The following is an 18,778-nucleotide window of genomic DNA, read 5'->3' as shown; positions in this document are numbered from 1 at the left end:
CGTTCCACCCGGTAAGCCGCAGCTTACCGACGGCGAGGTGGTGTCGCAGGTGGAGGAGGAGCGCGCCAACGCCAATTCCGGCCGCCAGCGCGCCCTGCCGATCCCGCCGCAGCTCATGCTGAGCCGCACTTTGACCGGGACTGCACCCGCCAATGGCGACATTCTCGGCTATGCGCCCGCCACCGATACGCGTTTCTCGGGGATCGAGGTCCGGGTCGTTCCCGAGAACGTCACCAACGCCCCGAAGACCCCGATCCCAGCCTCGCGCGAGCCGCAGGTCGAGGACAAGCTGGTCATGGCCAAGCGCGGCGAGAATTTCGAGCAGGCGATGCGCGGCGCCGGCGCCCAGCCGGAACAGATTCGGACGATGATCGCGGCCTTCGGCGGCAAGGTGAAGACCTCGCCCCTGCCGGACGGGCAGGTGCTGCAGGTTCTCTATGCTCCCGGTCCGAATACGGGCGACCCGCGCCAGATCATGCGCATTTCGTTGCTGAGCAACGGCCAGCCGGATGGCACGATCGCGATGAACGACAAGGGAGCCTTCGTCGCCGTCAACCTGCCGCACCAGGACCTTGCGGCCCAGCGGCAACAGCGGCGCGACACGGAAGACGGCGATGAGGATGAGGGCACCGGCGGCGCCCGTCTCTATGAGAGCCTCTACGAAACCGGCGCGCGCCACGATCTGCCGCGACCGCTCGTCGACGAGCTCGTGCGGATCTTCTCCTACGACCTCGATTTCCAGCAGCGCGTCCATGGCGGCGACAATCTGGAAGTGATCTTCACCGAGGAAGACGAGGGCGAGCGCGCCGAAATTCTCTCCGCCAGCCTCACCGTCAACGGCGAGACCCGTCGGGTCTTCCGCTACCAGTCGCCCGAGGACGGTCTGATCGAGTATTTCGACGACGAGGGCAAGTCGCTGAAGAAATTCCTGCTGCGCAAGCCGATCGCCGAGGGCGAGCTGCGCTCGGGCTTCGGCATGCGCTACCACCCGATCATGCGCTACTCGAAGATGCATACCGGCATCGACTGGGCCAACAAGATCGGCACGCCGATTCTCGCCGCCGGCAACGGCACGGTGCTGAAGGCCGGCTGGTCCTCCGGCTATGGCAAGCATACCGAGATCCAGCACGCCAACGGCTACGTCACCACCTATTCGCATCAGTCGAATTTCGCGGCTGGCATCGTGCCCGGCGCCAAGGTTCGCCAAGGCCAGGTCATCGGCTATCTCGGCTCGACCGGCCTCTCAACCGGCCCGCACCTGCATTACGAGGTGCTGGTCAACGGCAACTTCGTGAACCCCCTCAAGATCCGCGTGCCGCGCGGACGCGAGCTGCAGGGGCCGAGCCTGGCCGAGTTCAAGCGGCAGCGCGACGAGATTCGCGGCCTGATCGAGAAGGCTGGCGGCACGGTCGCACAATTGCGCTGAGCGCATGGCGCGCCGGCATGCAGCCGCGCGACCTGCTTCCGCGGTTGACATGCATCGTTAAAGACGACACCGCGAAGCCGCATCCTGTTCTCGCGGCGTGAGCCTCCCACCATGCTCGCCTCCCTCTTCGTCGTCCTGCCCGTCTTCGGGTTGATCGGGCTGGGCTATGTCGCCCGGTGGACGAAGCTCCTGCGCGAAACCACCGGCGAGGGCCTGTCCGACTTCGTCTTCGTCCTGGCCGTGCCCTGCCTGCTGTTCCGCACGCTGGCCAAGGCGGACATTCCCCTGACCCAGCCCTGGGGCTACTGGATCGCCTATTTCGCCGGGCTCGCCGTGGTCTGGGTGCTGGCGATGCTGATCGCCAGTCGCTGCTTCGCCCGCAAGGGGCCGGAGCTCGTCGTCTCGGGCTTCGCCGCTGCTCAGTCCAACACGGTTTTCGTCGGCGTCCCGATGATCCTGAAAGCCTATGGCGATGCCGGCGCCGTGCCGCTCGGCCTGCTGCTCGCCGTCCATCTGCCGGTGACGATGACCGTAGCGACCTTGCTGGCGGAGGGCCGTTCGGCCTCGATCCCCCTTCTGATCAAGCGCCTCTTCACCCATCCGATCATCATCGGCATCATCCTCGGCTCGGCCGTGCGCCCCTTTGTGGGAGAGATCCCGCAGCCGCTCTGGACGCTGGTCGATCTGCTAGCTGGCGCGGCCGTGCCTTGCGCATTGATCAGCCTCGGCATCGCCATGCGCCGGTACGGGCTGGAATCCGGCCTCGCCCTGCCGGCCGTGCTCAGCGGTCTCAAGCTCGGACTCCACCCGCTGCTGGTCTACTGGCTCGCGGCGCATGTCTTCGAGATGCCGGTGCACTGGTCCGGTGTCGCGGTGCTCTTCGCGGCCTGCCCCTGCGGCATCAACGCCTACCTCTTTGCAGAGCGCTACCGGCAGGGCGTCGCCGACGCATCGAGCGCGATCACGCTGTCGACGCTGCTCTCGCTGTTCAGCACCGCCGCCTGGCTGACCTTCCTCGGCGTCGGCTAGTGCCTTTCGAGTGAAGCCGGGGCTCAGTCGAAGCCGAGTCCTTGCCGGATGATTGCAGCGCTGACGCCCCGCTCGCGCAATTCCGCCAGGCTTTCGGAAGAGCGGCTCTTGGCCAGCTTGCGCCCATCCTCGTCGATCAGCAGTTTATGGAAATGGTAAAGCGGCGTCGGCAGGCCGAGCAGGCGCTGCAAAACGACATGAATATCGGTCGCGGCCTCGAGATCCTTGCCGCGCACCACATGGGTCACGCCCTGCAGGGCATCGTCGACGACCACGGCCAGATGATAGCTCGTCGGCACGTCCTTGCGCGCCAGCACGACATCGCCCCAGCGGGCAGGCTGCGCCGGAGCCCGACCCCGACTCCCCTTCGGATCGAACACCTCATAGCCGGGGTCTTCTCCAGCGAGCGCCATGGCCCGCGCCATGTCGAGCCGCAGCACATGGGGTTCGCCTGCTAAGATTCGGCGCGATGCCTCCGCCTCATCCAGTTCCTTGCAGGAACCGGGGTAGAGCGGCGCCCCGTCGGGGTCGGTGGGCCAGGGGCGTCCCGTTTCGGTTTCGCGCGCGACAACGGCAGCCCTGATCTCCTGCCGCGAGCAGAAGCACGGATAGACCAGCCTGCGCGCCTGAAGGGATGCAAGCGCCGCGATATAGTCGTCGAAGTGCTCGAATTGCCGCCGGAGCGGCAATTCGAAGCGGATTCCGAGCCAATCGAGATCAGCGAGGATTGCGTCGGCGAATTCCGGCCTGCAGCGGCCAAGATCGATATCCTCGATCCGCAGCAGCAATCGGCCGTCGAAGCGGCGCGCCAATGCCTCGTTGGTGAGGGCGGACAGGGCGTGGCCCAGATGCAGCCGTCCGTTCGGGCTCGGCGCGAAGCGGAAGACAGGCTTGCCGGAAACGGGTGGATATGCGGCCATCGGTTCGATCTTGAGCTACATCGTTCCAAAGCGCCACCGGCCCGGACCAGGCGCTGCTGACGGGAAGCGTCCGAGCTGCCATCCATCCTGACACCATGACCGCACGAATCACCTGCAACACCGATCTCGAAGAAGGGATGGCCGCGCTGGCGGCGCTCCACCCAGACTGGCAGGCCATCATCGCCCGCACCGGCCTGCCGCCCTTGCGATTGCGCGAGGGCGGCCTGGCCGGGCTCGCCGGCATCATCGTCTCGCAACAGCTCTCCGTCGCCAGTGCCCGCGCGGTGTGGAATCGCTTCGAAAGCGTTTTCGTGCCGCTGACGCCGGAACGATTGCTGGCTGCGACCGATGACGACATGCGTCTCTCCGGCCTGTCACGACCGAAACAGCGCACGTTGCTGGCGCTGGCAACCGCGCTCGCCGAGCAGCGCTTCGCCTTCGAGGCTCTCGACGGAATGAGTCCCGAGGAGGTCCATGCCCAGATGACCGCGATTTCCGGCATCGGCCCCTGGACGGCCGATGTCTATCTTCTGTTCTGCCTCGGCCATCGCGACGGCTTCGCCGCCGGCGATCTTGCGATCCAGGAGGCGGCTCGCCATGCCTTCGGCCTCGGCGCGCGCCCGAAGGCAGCGGAGCTTGCCACCATGGCGGAAGCCTGGCGTCCCTGGCGCGGCGTCGCGGCGCGACTGCTCTGGGCCTATTACGCCGTGCTGAAGCGCCGCGAAGGCATCAACGCCTGAACCTCGGGCCGAAAAGCGAAAGAGTCCTCTTCGGCCCGTCAGTGCGGGAACGAGTTCAGCTGCGCACGACCTTGAGCGCCGTCTGCGCCGCGGCGCGCAGCATGCCGCTGTCGCTCATCACCGTGACCATGCGCGCGCCCATGTCGAGGCCCTGTTTCGCGCGTTCCGCCGTCGCGCAATAGAACGCGACCGGCTTGTTCACCGCCGAAGCGCGGGCGACGACGTGCTTGAGCGCTTCATCGACCTCGCGTGCGGTGGCATCGACCTTCGCCCCGCCTGACAGCGCAATCGACAGGTCGGAGGGCCCGACAAACAGGGCGTCGATCCCCTCCAGCGCCAGAATGTCGTCGACGATCGCCATCGCCTCGCGCGTCTCGATCATCGCGAAGGTCATCGAGAAGCCGTTGGCAGCCTTGAGGTAGCTGTTCTGGTCCAGGCCCGAGGCGCCGAGCCCGCCATAGCTGCCCCAGCTGCGCTCGCCCATCGGCGGGTACTTGGAATAAGCCGCGAAGGTCCGCGCATCCTCCATGGTGTTGATCATCGGCGCGATCACGCCGGAAACCCCGGAGTCGAACAGCTTCGAGACATTCTGGAATTCGCCGACCGGAATGCGGGCAATCGCAGGCTTGCCCGCGGCGTTGATCAGCGGGATCGCGCGGATGACTTCGCCGAGCGTGATCGGCCCATGCTGCATGTCGAGCGTGATCGCATCGAAATCCTCCTGCGCGAGGATGGCGGAGATCGACGGATCGGGCAGTCCGCACCAGGCCGAGACGACGGTCCCGCCCGTCGCAAAGCGATCGGCGAGAGAGGACAGGACGGTGGGCTTGGCCATGTGCGTTGATCCGTTTCAGGCCCGCTCCCGGTGATCGGCGGGCTCCTGCAAATTGGACCGGCGGGCCACCAAAAAGCAAACGGGCGCCCATGCGCCCGTTTCAATCTCGCCTTGCATCAACCGGGAGGCGGTCAGCGTCCAGCCTGGATCTCCTCAGCCGCCTTGATCAGCAATTCGGTCATGACCTGCCGGATCTCCGTTTCTGCGGTCGCAACATTGGCCAGGGCGAAGTCGTTCTTGACCTTGCGAAGCACGTCCTCGTCACCGGCCTCCTCGAAATCGGCCACGACGACCGACTTGGCATAGGCGTCGGCATCGGCGCCGCTCTTGCCCAGCTTCTCCGCGGCCCAGAGTCCGAGCAGCTTGTTGCGCCGCGCCGTCGCCTTGAAGCGCAGCTCCTCGTCATGGGCGAACTTGTTCTCGAAGGCGTCCTTGCGCTGGTCGAAGGTCGTCATGCGGCGTCGGGCTCCTGTGCGGGGCTTGAGATGGCGTCGTTCGCTCCATATAGGGCGACGCAGCGGTAAGAGCCAGCCTCGACCACGGACTTCAGGAGCTCTTAAGCCTCGCGCGGACCTGCGACAGGCGATTTGTTGCGTTTGCGGGCGAGACGCTCCATATAGCAGGCGCATGGCGCCTCCAGGGGTGCAATGCGAGAATCCGGTTCTGGCGCCGGTCCGCGATCCACAAGGGTCGCCGCGACTGGCACAAGCCGACAGTTCAGGGGCCAAGATCCCGCCGCGACCCCATCGCGTCCAGAGAAGGGCCGACCTTTGGATTTCCTCAAGCCACGGTACATCCCCATGAATCGCCGCCGTCGCATCTACGAAGGCAAGGCGAAGGTCCTCTATGAAGGACCGGAGCCCGGTACGCTGATCCAGCATTTCAAGGACGACGCCACCGCCTTCAATGCGAAGAAGCACGAGGTGATCGACGGCAAGGGCGTGCTCAACAACCGCATCTCCGAGCACATCTTCTCGAACCTCAACGATATCGGCGTGCCGACGCATTTCATCCGCCGGCTGAACATGCGCGAACAGCTCATCCGCGAGGTCGAGATCATTCCGCTCGAGGTTGTCGTGCGCAACGTCGCCGCCGGCTCGCTGGCGACCCGCCTTGGCCTCGAGGAGGGCACGCAGCTCCCGCGCTCGATCATCGAGTTCTATTACAAGAACGAGGCGCTCAGCGACCCGATGGTCTCCGAAGAGCACATCACGGCCTTCGGCTGGGCGACCCCGCAGGAGATCGACGACATCATGGCGCTGGCCATCCGCGTCAACGACTTCCTCTCCGGCCTCTTCCTCGGCGCCGGCATCCGCCTCGTCGACTTCAAGATGGAGACGGGCCGGCTCTGGGAAGGCGAGATGATGCGTATCGTCGTCGCCGACGAGATCAGCCCCGATTCCTGCCGGCTCTGGGACATCAAGTCGAAGGACAAGATGGACAAGGACCGGTTCCGCCGCGACATGGGCGGCCTGATCGAAGCCTACTCGGAAGTCGCCCGCCGCCTCGGCATCCTGGGCGAGAACGAGAACCCCGGCCAGAGCGGCCCGCGCCTCGTGCAGTGAGCGCCGTCACCCGGCCACAATCGCGAATGAAGCGGGAGCGCATGCGCTCCCGTTTTCACGTCGCGCCGCTGCTTCTCGCGGCCGGGCTCTTTCTCTCCTCCTGCTCGAGCCAGTACGGCTCGCCCATCGTGGACCTGCCAGCCTCCGCCGGCTGGCAACCGCTCCCGATCGGCGCCTGGGTGCTGAACGACGGGCTCGAAGCCCGGTCCATGGCCTTCTGCCCGCGCAATGCCTGCATCCGGCAAGGTTTTGCCGCCGTGGTCGCCTTCGAGGGCGCGCAGGCCCGCGGCATGGAACAGGCCCTTTCGGAGAAGCCGGCCGAGCTGGCACGCTCCTTCGCCCGTCTGGCGGCAGAGAAGGCATCAGCCAGGGCCGCCGAACAGCGCCGGGCCGGCAAGAAGCCACCGAAACCCAAGCCGGAAAACAGCGTCACCGACTATGCCCGCTTCGACGCGGCAGGGGCCAACGGCATCCTCGTCACGATTCGCGCCAAGGATGCCCCCGCCCGGCAAGGCGTCACCGCGATCCTCTACGGGCGTGAGAATGACCGCCTGGTTGTAGCGCTCGCCGTCAGCGACACGGCCGACGCCGCGAAGCACGACGCGGAAGCGGCCTGGCGCAGCCGCTGATTCACGTGAAACCGCTGGAAACGGTTGAGCCCGCCCCGATTCATCGCTAAGGCACCGGATCGAAGCCCGGCCCCGGAGAGACTCATGAAAGCCCGCGTCACCGTCACCCTGAAGAACGGCGTGCTCGATCCGCAGGGCAAGGCGATCGAAGGCGCGCTCAAGTCGCTCGGCATCGACGGCGTCGGCTCGGTGCGCCAGGGCAAGGTCTTCGACATTGAGCTCTCGACCGCCGACAAGGCCGCTGCCGAGACTGCGCTGAAGGCGGCCTGTGAAAAGCTGCTCGCCAACACCGTGATCGAGAATTACCGCGTCGAGATCGGAGGCTGAACGATGAAGGCCGCCGTCATCACCTTCCCGGGCTCCAACCGTGACGGCGACGTCGCCAAGGCGCTGAAGCAGGCCGGCGCCGAAATCGCCCATGTCTGGCACGCCGACACCGAGTTGCCGGCCGGGACCGATCTCGTCGTGCTGCCGGGCGGCTTCTCCTATGGCGACTATCTGCGCACCGGCGCCATCGCCGGCCGTGCCCACATCATGGACGCGACTCGCGCTCATGCCGCCCGCGGCGGCTATGTGCTCGGCATCTGCAACGGTTTTCAGATCGCCTGCGAGGCGGGGCTCCTGCCCGGTATCCTGGTCCGCAACGCCCATCTGAAATTCGTCTGCAGGCGCCAGCACCTCACGGTCGAGCGCAACGACACGCCCTATACCCGTGCCTACGCCAAGGGGCAGGCGATCGACGTCTGCATCGCCCATGGCGAGGGCAACTACATCGCCGATGCCGAGACGCTCGCCCGCCTCGAAGGCGAAGGCCTCGTCGCCTTCCGCTATGCGGATGCGCAGGGGAAGGTCACGGCCGAAGCGAATCCGAACGGCTCGCTCAACAACATCGCCGGCATCTACTCGCCAGGCTTCAACGTGCTCGGCCTGATGCCGCACCCGGAAAACCTGATCGATTCGCTGGTCGGCGGTACCGACGGGCGCGGTCTGTTCGAGAGTCTCGTCGCGGCCAAGGCCGCCTGAGGAGCTTTCAGCTCCCCGTCAGCGCCCGCTGAAGCAGCTTCGCCGCGGCCGCCTGGTCGAGCGGCCCGACATGTTTGTCGAGGACGCGCCCGTCCGGCCCGATCAGGAACGTCTCCGGCACGCCGTAGACACCCCATTCGATCGCGGCGCGGCCGCCCTTGTCGGCGCCGACCGCCGAAAACGGATTGCCGAGCGCGCCGAGGAATCGACGGGCATTCTCCGCCTCGTCCTTGTAGTTCATCCCGACCAACGCAACCTTGCCCTGCTTGACGGCGTCCGTCTGCGAGAGCCCGACCAGCACCGGATGCTCGACCTTGCAGGGCGCGCACCAGCTCGCGAAGACATTCACCAGCGTTGCCCGCCCCTTGCCGAGATCGGCATTGCCGAAGGCCGGCACCGGCTGGCCATCCCGCTGCAGCCCCTCGACCGGGGTCAGCGTGATTGCAGGCGCTGCCTTGCCGATCAGCGCGGAAGGGACACGGCTCGCATCGCCCGAGAACAGGCCGATGCCGAAAACGATGGCGAGACCGCCAAACAAGATCAGCGGCGCGAGGAAGATGAGCGGCGAGCGGCGACGGGGCGCGGCCTCGCCTTCCATTGCCGATGCGGCTTCCTTGATTTCGGTCGAGCTCATGGCGTGCCTCGCTCCGAGCGGCGACGCCCGGCGCCGCGCTGCTCAAGCGCCGCGAGCGCCCGCTTCTGCGCGTGATGATCCAGGACGATCGACAGCGTCAGCCCGACGAGGACGGCCGCGACCGCCCCATAAGAGGCCAGGATGAAACCGGCATGGGGCCCGAGGCTTTGGGTCAGCGCGCTCATGCCGGCAGCTCCTGCGTCGCCAGCCGGTCGAGCCGCTCGGCCTCGAGGATCGTCAGGGTCCGCACGCGTCGGCGCATGATCTCGGCCCGCATCGCCACCATGTGCAGCATGAGCGCGAAGAGGGTGAAGCCGAGCGCCAGGATCAGCAGGGGCCAGAGCATCGAGCCGTCGATCGTCGACCCGCCCATGCGGAACACCGAGGCCGGCTGGTGCAAGGTGTTCCACCAGTCGACCGAGAACTTGATGATCGGCACGTTGACGAAGCCGACCAGCGTCAGGATCGCAACGGCGCGCCCGGCCCGGGACGGCTCGTCGAGCACGCGCCAGAGCGCGATGATGCCGAGATAGATCAGGAACAGCACCAGCACCGAGGTCAGGCGGGCATCCCAGACCCAGTAGGTGCCCCACATCGGCTTGCCCCAGAGCGCTCCTGTGATGAGGCAGACCAGCGCGAAGCAGGCCCCGATCGGCGCCGCCGCCTTCTGCGCGACATCGGCGAGCGGATGGCGCCAGACCAGCGTGCCTAGCGCCGAGACGGCCATCATCGAGTAGAACATCATGGCGAGCCAGGCCGCCGGTACATGCACGAACATGATGCGGATGGTCTCGCCCTGCTGGTAATCGGCCGGAGCGACGAACCAGGCGAGATAGAAGCCGACGGCGAGCAGCACCAGCGACACCGCGGCGAGCCAAGGCAGCACCACGGCGGAAAACCGCATGAAACGCGTCGGGTTGGCGAGGTCGATCAGGCTGGCCATGTCATCCGTAAACGATGCCGCGAGGCTGGGGCGTCGCAGCAATAGCAATGCGAGCGGCATCCAAGCAATGCGCTGGCGCCGGCTGCGACATCACGAAGCTGCTGACACACGAACCTGGCCGCGACGAGGCAAGCGGCTCCAGGCCTTGGTCTTTTTCCGGCGAACGCGGAAGGGCTCCGTAACGTCACCCCGATCCGTCTGTATCACATTGAACATATTACAGATTTGGAACTCTCCGCTTGCGGCCTTCATCTCGGCCCATTACCGTCACGGTCAGATGCGGGGGACCACCATGGAAGTGCGACTGTCCGACGCGGTCCAGCGCGAAGTCGAGCTGGCGATCCGCGCGAAGGCGAGCCAATCGCTCGTCGTCGACGTCTATGCGACCGCCCAGGAAATCCAGCGTGAGCACGATGTCGGCGATGTCGAGCTCGACGCCATCGCCGCCACGGTGGTGCGCCTGGCGGCGCAATGCGGTTGCGCCGTCGAGCTCGATCATACGGGCGGCCATCACTCCGGCTGACGCAACGCGGCAGCGGCGGCCAGCGTCCCGACCACGATCGCGGCCAGCGACAGGGCCGCGAGGATCAGGAAAGGCGTCCTGAACGGCACTGTCCCGCCAAGTGCGGCGTTGGCGGCCGAGACGCCGAAGATCAGCACCGGGATCGTCAAGGGCGCGACGAGCACCGGCACGATCAGCCCACCCCGCTTCAGACTCGCCGCCAGCGCCGCACCGGCTGCACCGATGAAGCTGAGCGCCGGCGTGCCGACCAGGAGCGTGGCGAACAGCGGCAGCACGCCGTCTCCCGGCAACGCGACAAGCAGGCCCAGCAGCGGCGAGATCAGCGCCAGCGGCAGGCCGGTCGTCAGCCAGTGCGCCAGTCCCTTGGCCAGCACCGCGCCTTCGAGCGGCAGGGCCGAGGCCCGCATCAGCTCCAGCGAGCCGTCCTCTTCGTCGACCTGGAACAGCCGGTCGAGCCCGATCAACACCGCAAGCAGTGCGCCCAGCCACAGGATCGCCGGCCCGATCCGCGACAGAAGGTTGAGGTCTGGCCCGAGCGCGAAGGGCACCAGCACGACGATCGTCAGGAAGAAGACGAGTGCGAGCTCGCCGCCACCCCCGGCCCGAGCAGCCAAGGCGAGATCGCGTTTCAGGATGGCGAGGAAGGCGCGGGTCACGGTCCGATCCTGAATTCGCGTGCCTCGTCCAGCCCCAGCGGCCCGTGCGTCGCGGCAAGGATCGCGCCGCCCGCGCCGAGATGATCGCGCATCAGCCCGGTCAGCATGGCTTGCGACGCCGCGTCGAGCGCCGACATCGGCTCGTCCAGCAGCCAATACGGGCGTTGCGAAACCAGTAGCCGCGCCAGCGCGACCCGCCTCCGCTGGCCCGCCGAGAGATACCCTACCGGCAGCGCCGCAGCATGAGCCAAACCAACGGCTGCCAGCGCCGCCTCCGGCGACGCAGCGGGGTTCCCCAGCAAATCCTGCGCAAAGGCGAGGTTCTCGCGCGCCGTCAGCGCGGTCTTGAGCCCGTCGCGGTGACCGACGAGATGGCTGAGCTCGACGAGCTCCGCCTCATCCGCACCGTCGATGCGAATGCTGCCGCCGTCAGGCCGCAGGCGCCCGCAGAGCATGGCGATGAGACTCGACTTACCGGCACCATTGCGACCGGTCAGCGCCAGCGCCTCGCCATTGGCCAGCGACAGGCTCACGCCCTCGAAAATCAGTCGGCCACCCCGGCGGCAGCACAGATTCTCGACGCGAAGCCGCAGATCGGGGAAGGAAACTTGCGTCAAGGCAGCGATGCCGCCGATGCATTCGACCACATTTCGTTCATGTAGCGCGCTTCTTGGAATTGCTCTATAGAACCCGCGGCTACGCCGCACGCCGATCCGGCGCGGGGCCCGGGCACTCCCGGGGCGGCGCGCGCGTCACGCGCATTAGGCCTTCGAACGGCAGCGTCCGCAAGGGCAGAAACCCTTGAAGACTTGCCGCTCGCGACCGCAACCCCTTGATCAGGATATTGCCGACATGGCTTCGCTCGATTCATTCAAGGCCCGCAAGACACTCGATGTCGGCGGCAAGAGCTACACCTATTATTCGCTGCCTGACGCCGAGAAGAACGGCCTGCCCGGTATCTCCAAGCTGCCCTTCTCGATGAAGGTGCTCCTCGAGAACCTGCTGCGCTTCGAGGACGGCCGCTCCGTCACCAAGGAAGACATCCAGGGCTTCGTCGCCTGGCTCGACGACAAGGGCAAGGCCGGCAAAGAGATCGGTTTCCGCCCGGCTCGCGTGCTGATGCAGGACTTCACCGGCGTTCCCGCGGTGGTAGACCTCGCCGCGATGCGTGACGGCGTCAAGGCGCTGGGTGGCGACGCCCAGAAGATCAACCCGCTCGTTCCGGTCGATCTCGTCATCGACCATTCGGTCATCGTCGACGAATTCGGCTCGCCCAAGGCCTTCGCCAAGAACGTCGAGCTCGAATATGAACGCAACGCCGAGCGCTACAAGTTCCTGAAGTGGGGCCAGCAGGCCTTCGACAATTTCCGCGTCGTCCCGCCCGGCACCGGCATCTGCCACCAGGTCAACCTCGAATATCTCGCCCAGACGGTCTGGACCCGTAACGAGACGATCGACGGCAAGGAGGTCGAGGTCGCCTATCCCGACACGCTGGTCGGCACCGATTCGCACACCACCATGGTCAACGGCCTCGCCGTTCTCGGCTGGGGCGTCGGCGGCATCGAGGCGGAAGCAGCCATGCTCGGCCAGCCGCAGTCGATGCTGCTGCCGGAGGTCATCGGCTTCAAGCTGACCGGCTCGCTGAAGGAAGGCATCACCGCCACCGACCTCGTGCTGACCGTCACGCAGATGCTGCGCAAGAAGGGCGTTGTCGGCAAGTTCGTGGAGTTCTTCGGCCCCGGCCTCTACAACCTGACGCTGGCCGACCGTGCCACGATCGCGAATATGGGCCCGGAATACGGCGCGACCTGCGGCTTCTTCCCGGTCGATGCCGAGACGCTGGACTACCTCACCACCACCGGCCGCAAGTCGGACCGCATCGCGCTGGTCGAGGCCTACACCAAGGCGCAGGGCCTCTTCGCCACCCGCGAGACCGCCGATCCGGTCTTCACCGACACGCTCGAGCTCGATCTCTCGACGGTTCAGCCCTCGATGGCTGGTCCGAAGCGCCCCGAGGGCCGCGTCGACCTCTCCGGCGTCAAGGCCGGTTTCGCCGCCGCCATGGAGAACGACTACAAGAAGGGCGGCGAGATCTCCCGCCGCGTGCAGGTCGAGGGTGAGGATTTCGACCTCGGCCATGGTGATGTCGTCATCGCCGCCATCACCTCCTGCACCAACACTTCGAACCCCTCGGTGCTGATGGCCGCGGGCCTGCTCGCCCGCAAGGCCGTCGAGAAGGGCCTCAAGGTCAAGCCGTGGGTGAAGACCTCGCTGGCGCCCGGCTCGCAGGTCGTGGCGGAGTACCTGGCCAAGTCCGGCCTCCAGACCGATCTCGACAAGCTTGGCTTCAACCTGGTCGGCTTCGGCTGCACCACCTGCATCGGCAATTCCGGCCCGCTGCCGGCGCCGATCTCGAAGACGATCAACGATAAGGGCTTGATCGCGGGCGCGGTCATCTCCGGCAACCGCAACTTCGAAGGCCGCGTCTCGCCGGACGTGCAGGCGAACTACCTCGCCTCGCCGCCGCTGGTCGTCGCCTATGCGCTCGCCGGCTCCGTCCAGATGGACCTGACGACCCAGCCGCTCGGCCAGGGCTCGGACGGCAAGGACGTCTACCTGAAGGACATCTGGCCCTCCAACAAGGAGATCCAGAGCTTCATCCAGCAGAACGTCACCCGCGCGATGTTCGAGGAGAAGTACGCCGACGTCTTCAAGGGCGATGCCCACTGGCAGGCGGTCGATGCTCCCAGGAGCGAGACCTATGCCTGGGACAACGATTCGACCTATGTGCAGAACCCGCCCTATTTCCAGGGCATGCACCAGAAGCCGGACGCGATCACCGACATCAAGGGCGCCCGCATCCTCGGCCTCTTCGGCGACAAGATCACCACCGACCACATCTCTCCGGCCGGTTCGATCAAGGCGGCCTCCCCGGCCGGCGCCTACCTCACCGAGCACGGCGTCGCGGTGGCCGACTTCAACCAGTACGGCACGCGCCGTGGCAACCATGAGGTGATGATGCGGGGCACCTTCGCCAATATCCGCATCCGCAACCACATGCTTGGCCCGAACGGCCGCGAGGGTGGCTACACCATCCACTACCCGTCCAAGGAAGAGCTGCCGATCTATGACGCGGCGATGAAGTACAAGCAGGAGAAGGTGCCGCTGGTCATCTTCGCCGGCGTCGAATACGGCAACGGCTCGTCGCGCGACTGGGCGGCGAAGGGTACCAACCTCCTTGGCGTCAAGGCAGTGATCGCCCAGAGCTTCGAGCGCATCCACCGCTCGAACCTGGTCGGCATGGGCGTCGTGCCCTTCACCCTGCAGGAAGGCACGAGCTGGGCCTCGCTCAACCTGAAGGGCGACGAGATGGTCACCATCCACGGCCTGGCCAACGTCAAGCCGCGCCAGATGATGGAAGCCGAGATCACCTATGCCGACGGCACGGTGAAGAAGGTTCCGATCCTCTGCCGCATCGATACGCTGGACGAGATCGACTACTTCAAGAACGCCGGCATCCTGCAATACGTCCTGCGCGGCCTTGCCGCATAAGCAGCCGGCTCAACCGGACGCAAACCATGTCATGGCCGGTGCAAGCCGGCCATGACGCATTGAGGGGCAGCCCCGGTTGTCCTCGCGCCCGCTGCAGTGTAAGGGGGCGGATCAGTCATCCTCCGCGGCGACTTGGGGCAAGCGCAGGCGATATCCCGCGCTCGGACGTCATCCGCCGAAATCCTTTTAAGACGGGAGCACCCGCAGCATGTCCGCCACGTTCGAGACGGTCGCCGGCATCATTTCCGAAACCTGCGATATTCCGCGTGAGAAGATCACGCCGCAGAGCCACGCCATCGACGATCTCGGCATCGACTCGCTCGCCTTCCTCGATATCGCCTTCGCGATCGACAAGGCTTTCGGCATCAAGCTGCCGCTCGAGCAGTGGACGCAGGAGGTCAACGAGGGCAAGGCTCCGGCCGAGCAGTATTTCGTGCTCGAGAACCTCTGCAAGCGCATCGACGACCTGGTCGCCGCCAAGAAGGCTTGAGCGCGGGCCCGAGCCCGGCCCAAGTCTCCGGCGCGATCGGCCGCCGCCGCACTTGAGCCGGCGCGCCGCTCCCGATAGAGCATTGAGCCCGCGATGCGGATCCTCCGATCCGCGCCGCGGCTTTGCGTCGTTCCGGCGCCCATCTGAGTCAGGGATCGCATGCGCCTCGAATATTTCGACATGATCGACAGGGTCGTTTCCTTCGATCCGTCGCAGAAGCGCATCGTCACGCGCTCTACCGTCCCGAGCGAAAGCCCGGTCTTCGAAGGGCATTTCCCCGGGCACCCGCTCGTTCCGGGCGTGCTGCTGACCGAGACCATGGCGCAGGCCTCCGGTTATCTGCTGCTCGGCCTGAATGGCCTCAGCCAGATGCCCTTCCTGATGACGGTCGACAAGGCGCGCTTCCGCACCTTCGTCGAGCCCGAGACGGAACTGGAAGCCAGCGCCGAGCTCGTCATCGAGGGGTCGGGCTATGCCGCCACCAGGGCGAAACTGACCAGCAACGGCAAGCCGATCTGCGACGCTGAATTGCGCTTCCGCCTGATGCCTTTCCCCGCCGATATGCGCGCGCTCATGCAGAGCCGCATCGAAGCCATCGGCCTGAAGCCGGAGCCTGCTCCATGAGCGATATGACGACGAACCGTCGTGACGTGGTCATCACCGGAATCGGCATCGCCTCCAGCCTCGGCGAAGGCATCGAGGCCCACGCCGCCGCGCTGAAGGCGGGCGGGCCGCCGGTCGTCGATACCGAGAGCTTCAAGCCCTATCCGCTCCACCCGCTCGCCGCGCTTGAGCTGGACCGGCAGATCCCGAAGAAGTCCGACCAGCGCCAGATGGAGCCCTGGCAGCGCCTCGGCGTCTATGCGGCCGGCCTCGCCCTCGACTCCGCCGGGATCAAGGAGGATGCCGAGGCCAAGAGCGCGCTGCAGGTGATCGTTGCCGCCGGTGGCGGGGAACGCGACCATGCTGTCGATTCCGCCATTCTTACAGGATTGCGCGGCGCCAACGAGCCCGGCACCTATCTCAACGAGCACTTGATGGGCGATCTCAGGCCCACACTCTTTCTCGCCCAGCTTTCCAATCTGCTCGCCGGCAATATCGCCATCGTTCACGGTGTCACGGGCCCGTCGCGCACCTTCATGGGCGAAGAGCAGGCCGGCGTCGACGCCATCCGCACGGCCCATGCCCGCATCGCCTCGGGCCAATCCGACCTGATGCTCGTCGGCGGTGCCTACAACGCCGAGCGTCGCGACATGCTGCTGCTCTTCGAGCTCGGTGGCTATCTGCGCCGGAATGACTTCGCTCCCGTGTTCGAGCGGGACGATGCCCCAGGGCTGATCACCGGCAGCGCGGGCGCCTTCCTCGTCCTCGAATCGGCCGAGCGTGCCGCGGCACGTGGTGCCAAGGTTTACGCCAAGCTGAGCCATGCGGGAGCCGCCCGCAGTCGCCGCGCGCCCGGTACGGTCGAAGCAGCCTTGACGAAGCTCGTCGACGCTTTCGGTTCCATCGGCCCTGACAGCCTCGCCATTTCTGCCGCGACCGGCTGCGCGGGCATCACGGCTGAAGAAGCCGCTGCCTTGAAGGCGGCGGCTCCTGCTGCCAGGCGCGTCGCCGCCGGCGATCTCGTCGGCCATGGCGTCGAGGCAGCCTTCCCGATCTCGGTCGCCCTGGCGGCAATCGCCCTGTCAGCCGGGCAGGTGAAGGAAGCGATCGTCACCGGCGCCGGTCACTGGCGCGGCGAAGGCGCCGCCCATCTGGTCCAAGCGTGAGAGGTTGAAACCATGACCACGCATCGTGATGCCAAGGGCCGCCCGCTCGTCGCCGTCACCGGCCTCGGCGTCGTCACCTCGCTCGGCCAGGGCAAGGAAACAAACTGGCAGGCGCTGACGGCCGGCCAGTCCGGCATCCACCGCATCGAACGCTTCCCGACCGAGGGCCTGCGCACCACGATCGGCGGCACCGTCGATTTCCTCTTCGACGAGCCGTTCACCGCCCCGCAGCTCTCGGAAAAGCTCGCGACCCTGGCGGCCGAGGAGGCTGTCGCCCAGAGCGGCCTCGGAACCTCCGGCGATTTCCCCGGTGAGCTCTTCATGGCCGTCCCGCCGGTCGAGATGGAATGGCCGCAGAAGCAGGAGATGGCCCAGACCATCGAGGGTGATGTCGACTATGACGGGCTGCTGCGCGCCGCCGAAACCGGCAAGTACCGGGCGATGCACGAGCTTTTCGTCTTTGGCGGCGTCGCCGACCATATCGCCGACCGTTTCGGCACCAAGGGTTCGCCGATCTCGCTCTCGACCGCCTGCTCCTCGGGCGCGACGGCGATCCAGATGGGCGTCGAGGCGATCCGCCGTGGCGACACCGAGGCCGCGCTCTGCATCGGCACCGACGGCTCGATCCATGCCGAGGCGCTGATCCGCTTTTCGCTGCTTTCGGCCCTCTCAACCCAGAACGATCCACCGGAAGGTGCCGCCAAGCCGTTCTCGAAGAACCGTGACGGCTTCGTCATGGGCGAGGGCGCTGGCGCCCTTGTGCTGGAGGACTACGATCATGCGCTGGCGCGCGGCGCGACCATCCTCGGCATCGTCGCCGGCTGCGGCGAGCGCGGCGACGGCTTCCACCGCACCCGCTCGAGCCCGGACGGCAAGCCGGCGATCCTCGCCATGCAGGACGCACTCGCCGATGCCGGGCTGACGCCGGACGATGTCGACTACATCAACGCCCACGGCACCTCGACGCCCGAGAACGACAAGATGGAGGCGATGAGCTGCGCCGCCGTCTTCGGCGAGCGCATGGCCAAACTGCCGATCTCCTCGAACAAGTCGATGATCGGCCACACGCTGACGGCAGCCGGCGCGGTCGAGGCGGTGATCTCCTTCCTGACCATCGCCAACGGCACGATCCCGCCGACGATCAACTATGCGAACCCGGACCCCGCCATCGCGATCGACGTCGTGCCGAACGAGGCACGCAAGGCGAAGGTGAGGACGGTCCTCTCCAACTCCTTCGGCTTCGGCGGCCAGAACACTTGCCTCGTGCTGACGGCGCCCCCGGAGGCCGCATGACCAAGATTCTCGTGACGGGTGGCGCCAAAGGTGTCGGCGCCGCGATCGTGCGCGCGCTCGCCGCGGCCGGCCACGATGTCGATTTCACCTTCCGCTCCTCCGCCGAGCAGGCGAAGGCGCTGGCTGGGGAGATCGCAGCCGCCCATCCTGGCCGTACGGTCACGGCGCTGCCGCTCGACCTCTCCGACAAGGCGGCGCTCGAAACCTTCTGCGAGGCGCGCGAGGGCGAGAGCTACTTCGGCCTCGTTCACAACGCCGGCCAGCCCTATGACTCGCTGGCAGCGATGATGGACCAAGACAAGGCCGAGGCGGCGATGCAGGTCAATTTCTGGGCCTTCACCCGCCTCGCCAAAAGCCTGATGCGCAACATGATCCGTGCCCGGGCCGGTCGGATCGTCGCGATCGGCTCGGTCGCGGCGCTGCGCGGCAACGCCGGCAATGCCGCCTACGCCGCCTCCAAGGGCGCGCTGATCTCCTATGCCAAGACGCTCGCGGTCGAGACCGGGAAGCGCGGCGTCACGGTCAACATCATCGCGCCCGGCTTCGTCGACACCGACATGATGGCGCCCTATGCCGCCTATCGCGACAAGATGCAGGCGCAGATTCCCGCTGGCCGGTTCGCCAAGCCGGAGGAAGTCGCCGGCGTCGCCGCTTTCCTGATGAGCGAGCCTGCCGCCTATATCAGCGGTACCGTGCTGCCGATCGACGGCGGCCTGACCGCCCAGCTCGGCGTGCATCGCTGACAAGTTTG

22 protein-coding genes (1 of these 22 only partly in view) are annotated in these 18,778 nt (G+C 66.6%); 14 read left to right on the top strand and 8 right to left on the bottom strand.

The genetic code is table 11. From position 1 onward, the window contains the following. Window positions 1-1,426: the 3' portion of a M23 family metallopeptidase gene (locus tag CE453_RS02985; RefSeq protein WP_089173236.1), read on the top strand. It extends 593 nt beyond the left edge of the window; only the last 1,426 of its 2,019 coding nucleotides appear in the window; the start codon falls outside the window, past its left edge; its stop codon occupies window positions 1,424-1,426. A gap of 111 nt (window positions 1,427-1,537) precedes the next feature. Further along, window positions 1,538-2,455 carry an AEC family transporter gene (locus tag CE453_RS02980; RefSeq protein WP_089173235.1) on the top strand — a complete coding sequence of 306 codons (918 nt, stop codon included), beginning with the start codon at window positions 1,538-1,540 and terminating at the stop codon, window positions 2,453-2,455. A gap of 23 nt (window positions 2,456-2,478) precedes the next feature. Here CE453_RS02980 and gluQRS read toward each other — a convergent pair whose 3' ends face one another. Beyond that, window positions 2,479-3,375 carry a tRNA glutamyl-Q(34) synthetase GluQRS gene (gene gluQRS, locus CE453_RS02975; RefSeq protein ID WP_089173234.1) on the bottom strand — a complete coding sequence of 299 codons (897 nt, stop codon included), beginning with the start codon at window positions 3,373-3,375 and terminating at the stop codon, window positions 2,479-2,481. A 95-nt stretch (window positions 3,376-3,470) separates the two neighbouring features. Here gluQRS and CE453_RS02970 point away from each other — a divergent pair, with 95 nt between their 5' ends. After that, complete coding sequence (locus tag CE453_RS02970) at window positions 3,471-4,115, top strand: DNA-3-methyladenine glycosylase family protein (protein WP_089173233.1); 645 nt, start codon at window positions 3,471-3,473, stop codon at window positions 4,113-4,115. A 55-nt stretch (window positions 4,116-4,170) separates the two neighbouring features. Here the strand turns inward: CE453_RS02970 and CE453_RS02965 are convergent, their stop codons facing one another. Together CE453_RS02965 and CE453_RS02960 are read right to left on the bottom strand one after the other, a co-directional pair. Continuing rightward, entirely contained in the window at window positions 4,171-4,950 is a 780-nt protein-coding gene (locus CE453_RS02965; RefSeq protein WP_089173232.1) for an HpcH/HpaI aldolase family protein, read from the bottom strand. A gap of 131 nt (window positions 4,951-5,081) precedes the next feature. Beyond that, a complete protein-coding gene (locus tag CE453_RS02960; RefSeq protein WP_089173231.1) occupies window positions 5,082-5,405 on the bottom strand; it encodes a DUF1476 domain-containing protein in 324 nt (107 codons plus the stop codon). Between the two features lie 315 nt (window positions 5,406-5,720). Between CE453_RS02960 and purC the strand changes: the two genes are divergently transcribed. The 4 genes from purC (at window position 5,721) to purQ (ending at window position 8,167) form a co-directional block, all read left to right on the top strand. Continuing rightward, window positions 5,721-6,515 (top strand): phosphoribosylaminoimidazolesuccinocarboxamide synthase, encoded by a 795-nt coding sequence (gene purC / locus CE453_RS02955; protein WP_089173230.1) that lies wholly within the window; start codon window positions 5,721-5,723, stop codon window positions 6,513-6,515. 41 nt (window positions 6,516-6,556) lie between these two features. Continuing rightward, window positions 6,557-7,144 carry a hypothetical protein gene (locus CE453_RS02950; RefSeq protein WP_157732877.1) on the top strand — a complete coding sequence of 196 codons (588 nt, stop codon included), beginning with the start codon at window positions 6,557-6,559 and terminating at the stop codon, window positions 7,142-7,144. Window positions 7,145-7,228: 84 nt separating this feature from the next. Continuing rightward, window positions 7,229-7,471 carry a phosphoribosylformylglycinamidine synthase subunit PurS gene (gene purS, locus CE453_RS02945; RefSeq protein ID WP_089173228.1) on the top strand — a complete coding sequence of 81 codons (243 nt, stop codon included), beginning with the start codon at window positions 7,229-7,231 and terminating at the stop codon, window positions 7,469-7,471. Between the two features lie 3 nt (window positions 7,472-7,474). Further along, window positions 7,475-8,167 (top strand): phosphoribosylformylglycinamidine synthase subunit PurQ, encoded by a 693-nt coding sequence (gene purQ, locus CE453_RS02940; protein WP_089173227.1) that lies wholly within the window; start codon window positions 7,475-7,477, stop codon window positions 8,165-8,167. 7 nt (window positions 8,168-8,174) lie between these two features. Here the strand turns inward: purQ and CE453_RS02935 are convergent, their stop codons facing one another. From CE453_RS02935 to CE453_RS02925, 3 genes are read right to left on the bottom strand one after another with little or no spacing between them, the layout of a single operon-like run. Beyond that, window positions 8,175-8,801 carry a DsbE family thiol:disulfide interchange protein gene (locus tag CE453_RS02935; protein ID WP_089173226.1) on the bottom strand — a complete coding sequence of 209 codons (627 nt, stop codon included), beginning with the start codon at window positions 8,799-8,801 and terminating at the stop codon, window positions 8,175-8,177. Then, window positions 8,798-8,986 carry a heme exporter protein CcmD gene (gene ccmD / locus CE453_RS02930; protein WP_089173225.1) on the bottom strand — a complete coding sequence of 63 codons (189 nt, stop codon included), beginning with the start codon at window positions 8,984-8,986 and terminating at the stop codon, window positions 8,798-8,800. Before ccmD ends, CE453_RS02935 begins: the two co-directional genes overlap by 4 nt. Then, window positions 8,983-9,744, bottom strand: a complete 762-nt coding sequence (locus CE453_RS02925; protein WP_089173224.1) for a heme ABC transporter permease — start codon at window positions 9,742-9,744, stop codon at window positions 8,983-8,985. Before CE453_RS02925 ends, ccmD begins: the two co-directional genes overlap by 4 nt. Before the next feature lie 292 nt (window positions 9,745-10,036). On the opposite strand from CE453_RS02925, the gene CE453_RS02920 reads away from it, so the two are divergent. Continuing rightward, window positions 10,037-10,267: a hypothetical protein gene (locus CE453_RS02920; RefSeq protein WP_089173223.1), complete on the top strand. Its 231-nt coding sequence runs from the start codon at window positions 10,037-10,039 to the stop codon at window positions 10,265-10,267. Here the strand turns inward: CE453_RS02920 and ccmB are convergent. After that, window positions 10,255-10,923, bottom strand: coding sequence for a heme exporter protein CcmB (gene ccmB, locus CE453_RS02915; RefSeq protein ID WP_089173222.1), 669 nt, complete (start codon window positions 10,921-10,923; stop codon window positions 10,255-10,257). The two genes, CE453_RS02920 and ccmB, sit on opposite strands and share 13 nt — an antisense overlap. Then, window positions 10,920-11,516: a heme ABC exporter ATP-binding protein CcmA gene (ccmA, locus tag CE453_RS02910; protein WP_089177669.1), complete on the bottom strand. Its 597-nt coding sequence runs from the start codon at window positions 11,514-11,516 to the stop codon at window positions 10,920-10,922. The genes ccmB and ccmA overlap by 4 nt, the downstream gene beginning before the upstream one ends. 259 nt (window positions 11,517-11,775) lie before the next feature. On the opposite strand from ccmA, the gene acnA reads away from it, so the two are divergent. From acnA to CE453_RS02880, 6 genes are all read left to right on the top strand, one after another. Beyond that, window positions 11,776-14,475, top strand: coding sequence for an aconitate hydratase AcnA (acnA, locus tag CE453_RS02905; protein WP_089173221.1), 2,700 nt, complete (start codon window positions 11,776-11,778; stop codon window positions 14,473-14,475). A 208-nt stretch (window positions 14,476-14,683) separates the two neighbouring features. Continuing rightward, window positions 14,684-14,965 (top strand): acyl carrier protein, encoded by a 282-nt coding sequence (locus tag CE453_RS02900; RefSeq protein WP_038358122.1) that lies wholly within the window; start codon window positions 14,684-14,686, stop codon window positions 14,963-14,965. 159 nt (window positions 14,966-15,124) lie between these two features. Further along, window positions 15,125-15,589, top strand: a complete 465-nt coding sequence (locus CE453_RS02895) for a 3-hydroxyacyl-ACP dehydratase FabZ family protein (RefSeq protein WP_089173220.1) — start codon at window positions 15,125-15,127, stop codon at window positions 15,587-15,589. After that, window positions 15,586-16,734, top strand: a complete 1,149-nt coding sequence (locus CE453_RS02890) for a beta-ketoacyl-ACP synthase (RefSeq protein ID WP_089173219.1) — start codon at window positions 15,586-15,588, stop codon at window positions 16,732-16,734. Before CE453_RS02895 ends, CE453_RS02890 begins: the two co-directional genes overlap by 4 nt. Window positions 16,735-16,746: 12 nt before the next feature. Further along, window positions 16,747-18,027 carry a beta-ketoacyl-ACP synthase gene (locus tag CE453_RS02885; protein WP_089173218.1) on the top strand — a complete coding sequence of 427 codons (1,281 nt, stop codon included), beginning with the start codon at window positions 16,747-16,749 and terminating at the stop codon, window positions 18,025-18,027. After that, on the top strand, window positions 18,024-18,770 hold the full coding sequence (locus CE453_RS02880; protein ID WP_089173217.1) for an SDR family NAD(P)-dependent oxidoreductase: 747 nt from the start codon (window positions 18,024-18,026) through the stop codon (window positions 18,768-18,770). The genes CE453_RS02885 and CE453_RS02880 overlap by 4 nt, the downstream gene beginning before the upstream one ends. Window positions 18,771-18,778: the final 8 nt, after the last annotated feature.

The organism is Bosea sp. AS-1 (assembly GCF_002220095.1).
GTDB lineage: Bacteria > Pseudomonadota > Alphaproteobacteria > Rhizobiales > Beijerinckiaceae > Allobosea.
Note: the sequence above shows the minus strand (reverse complement) of the source record. Positions and strands in the feature narration are given on the sequence as shown.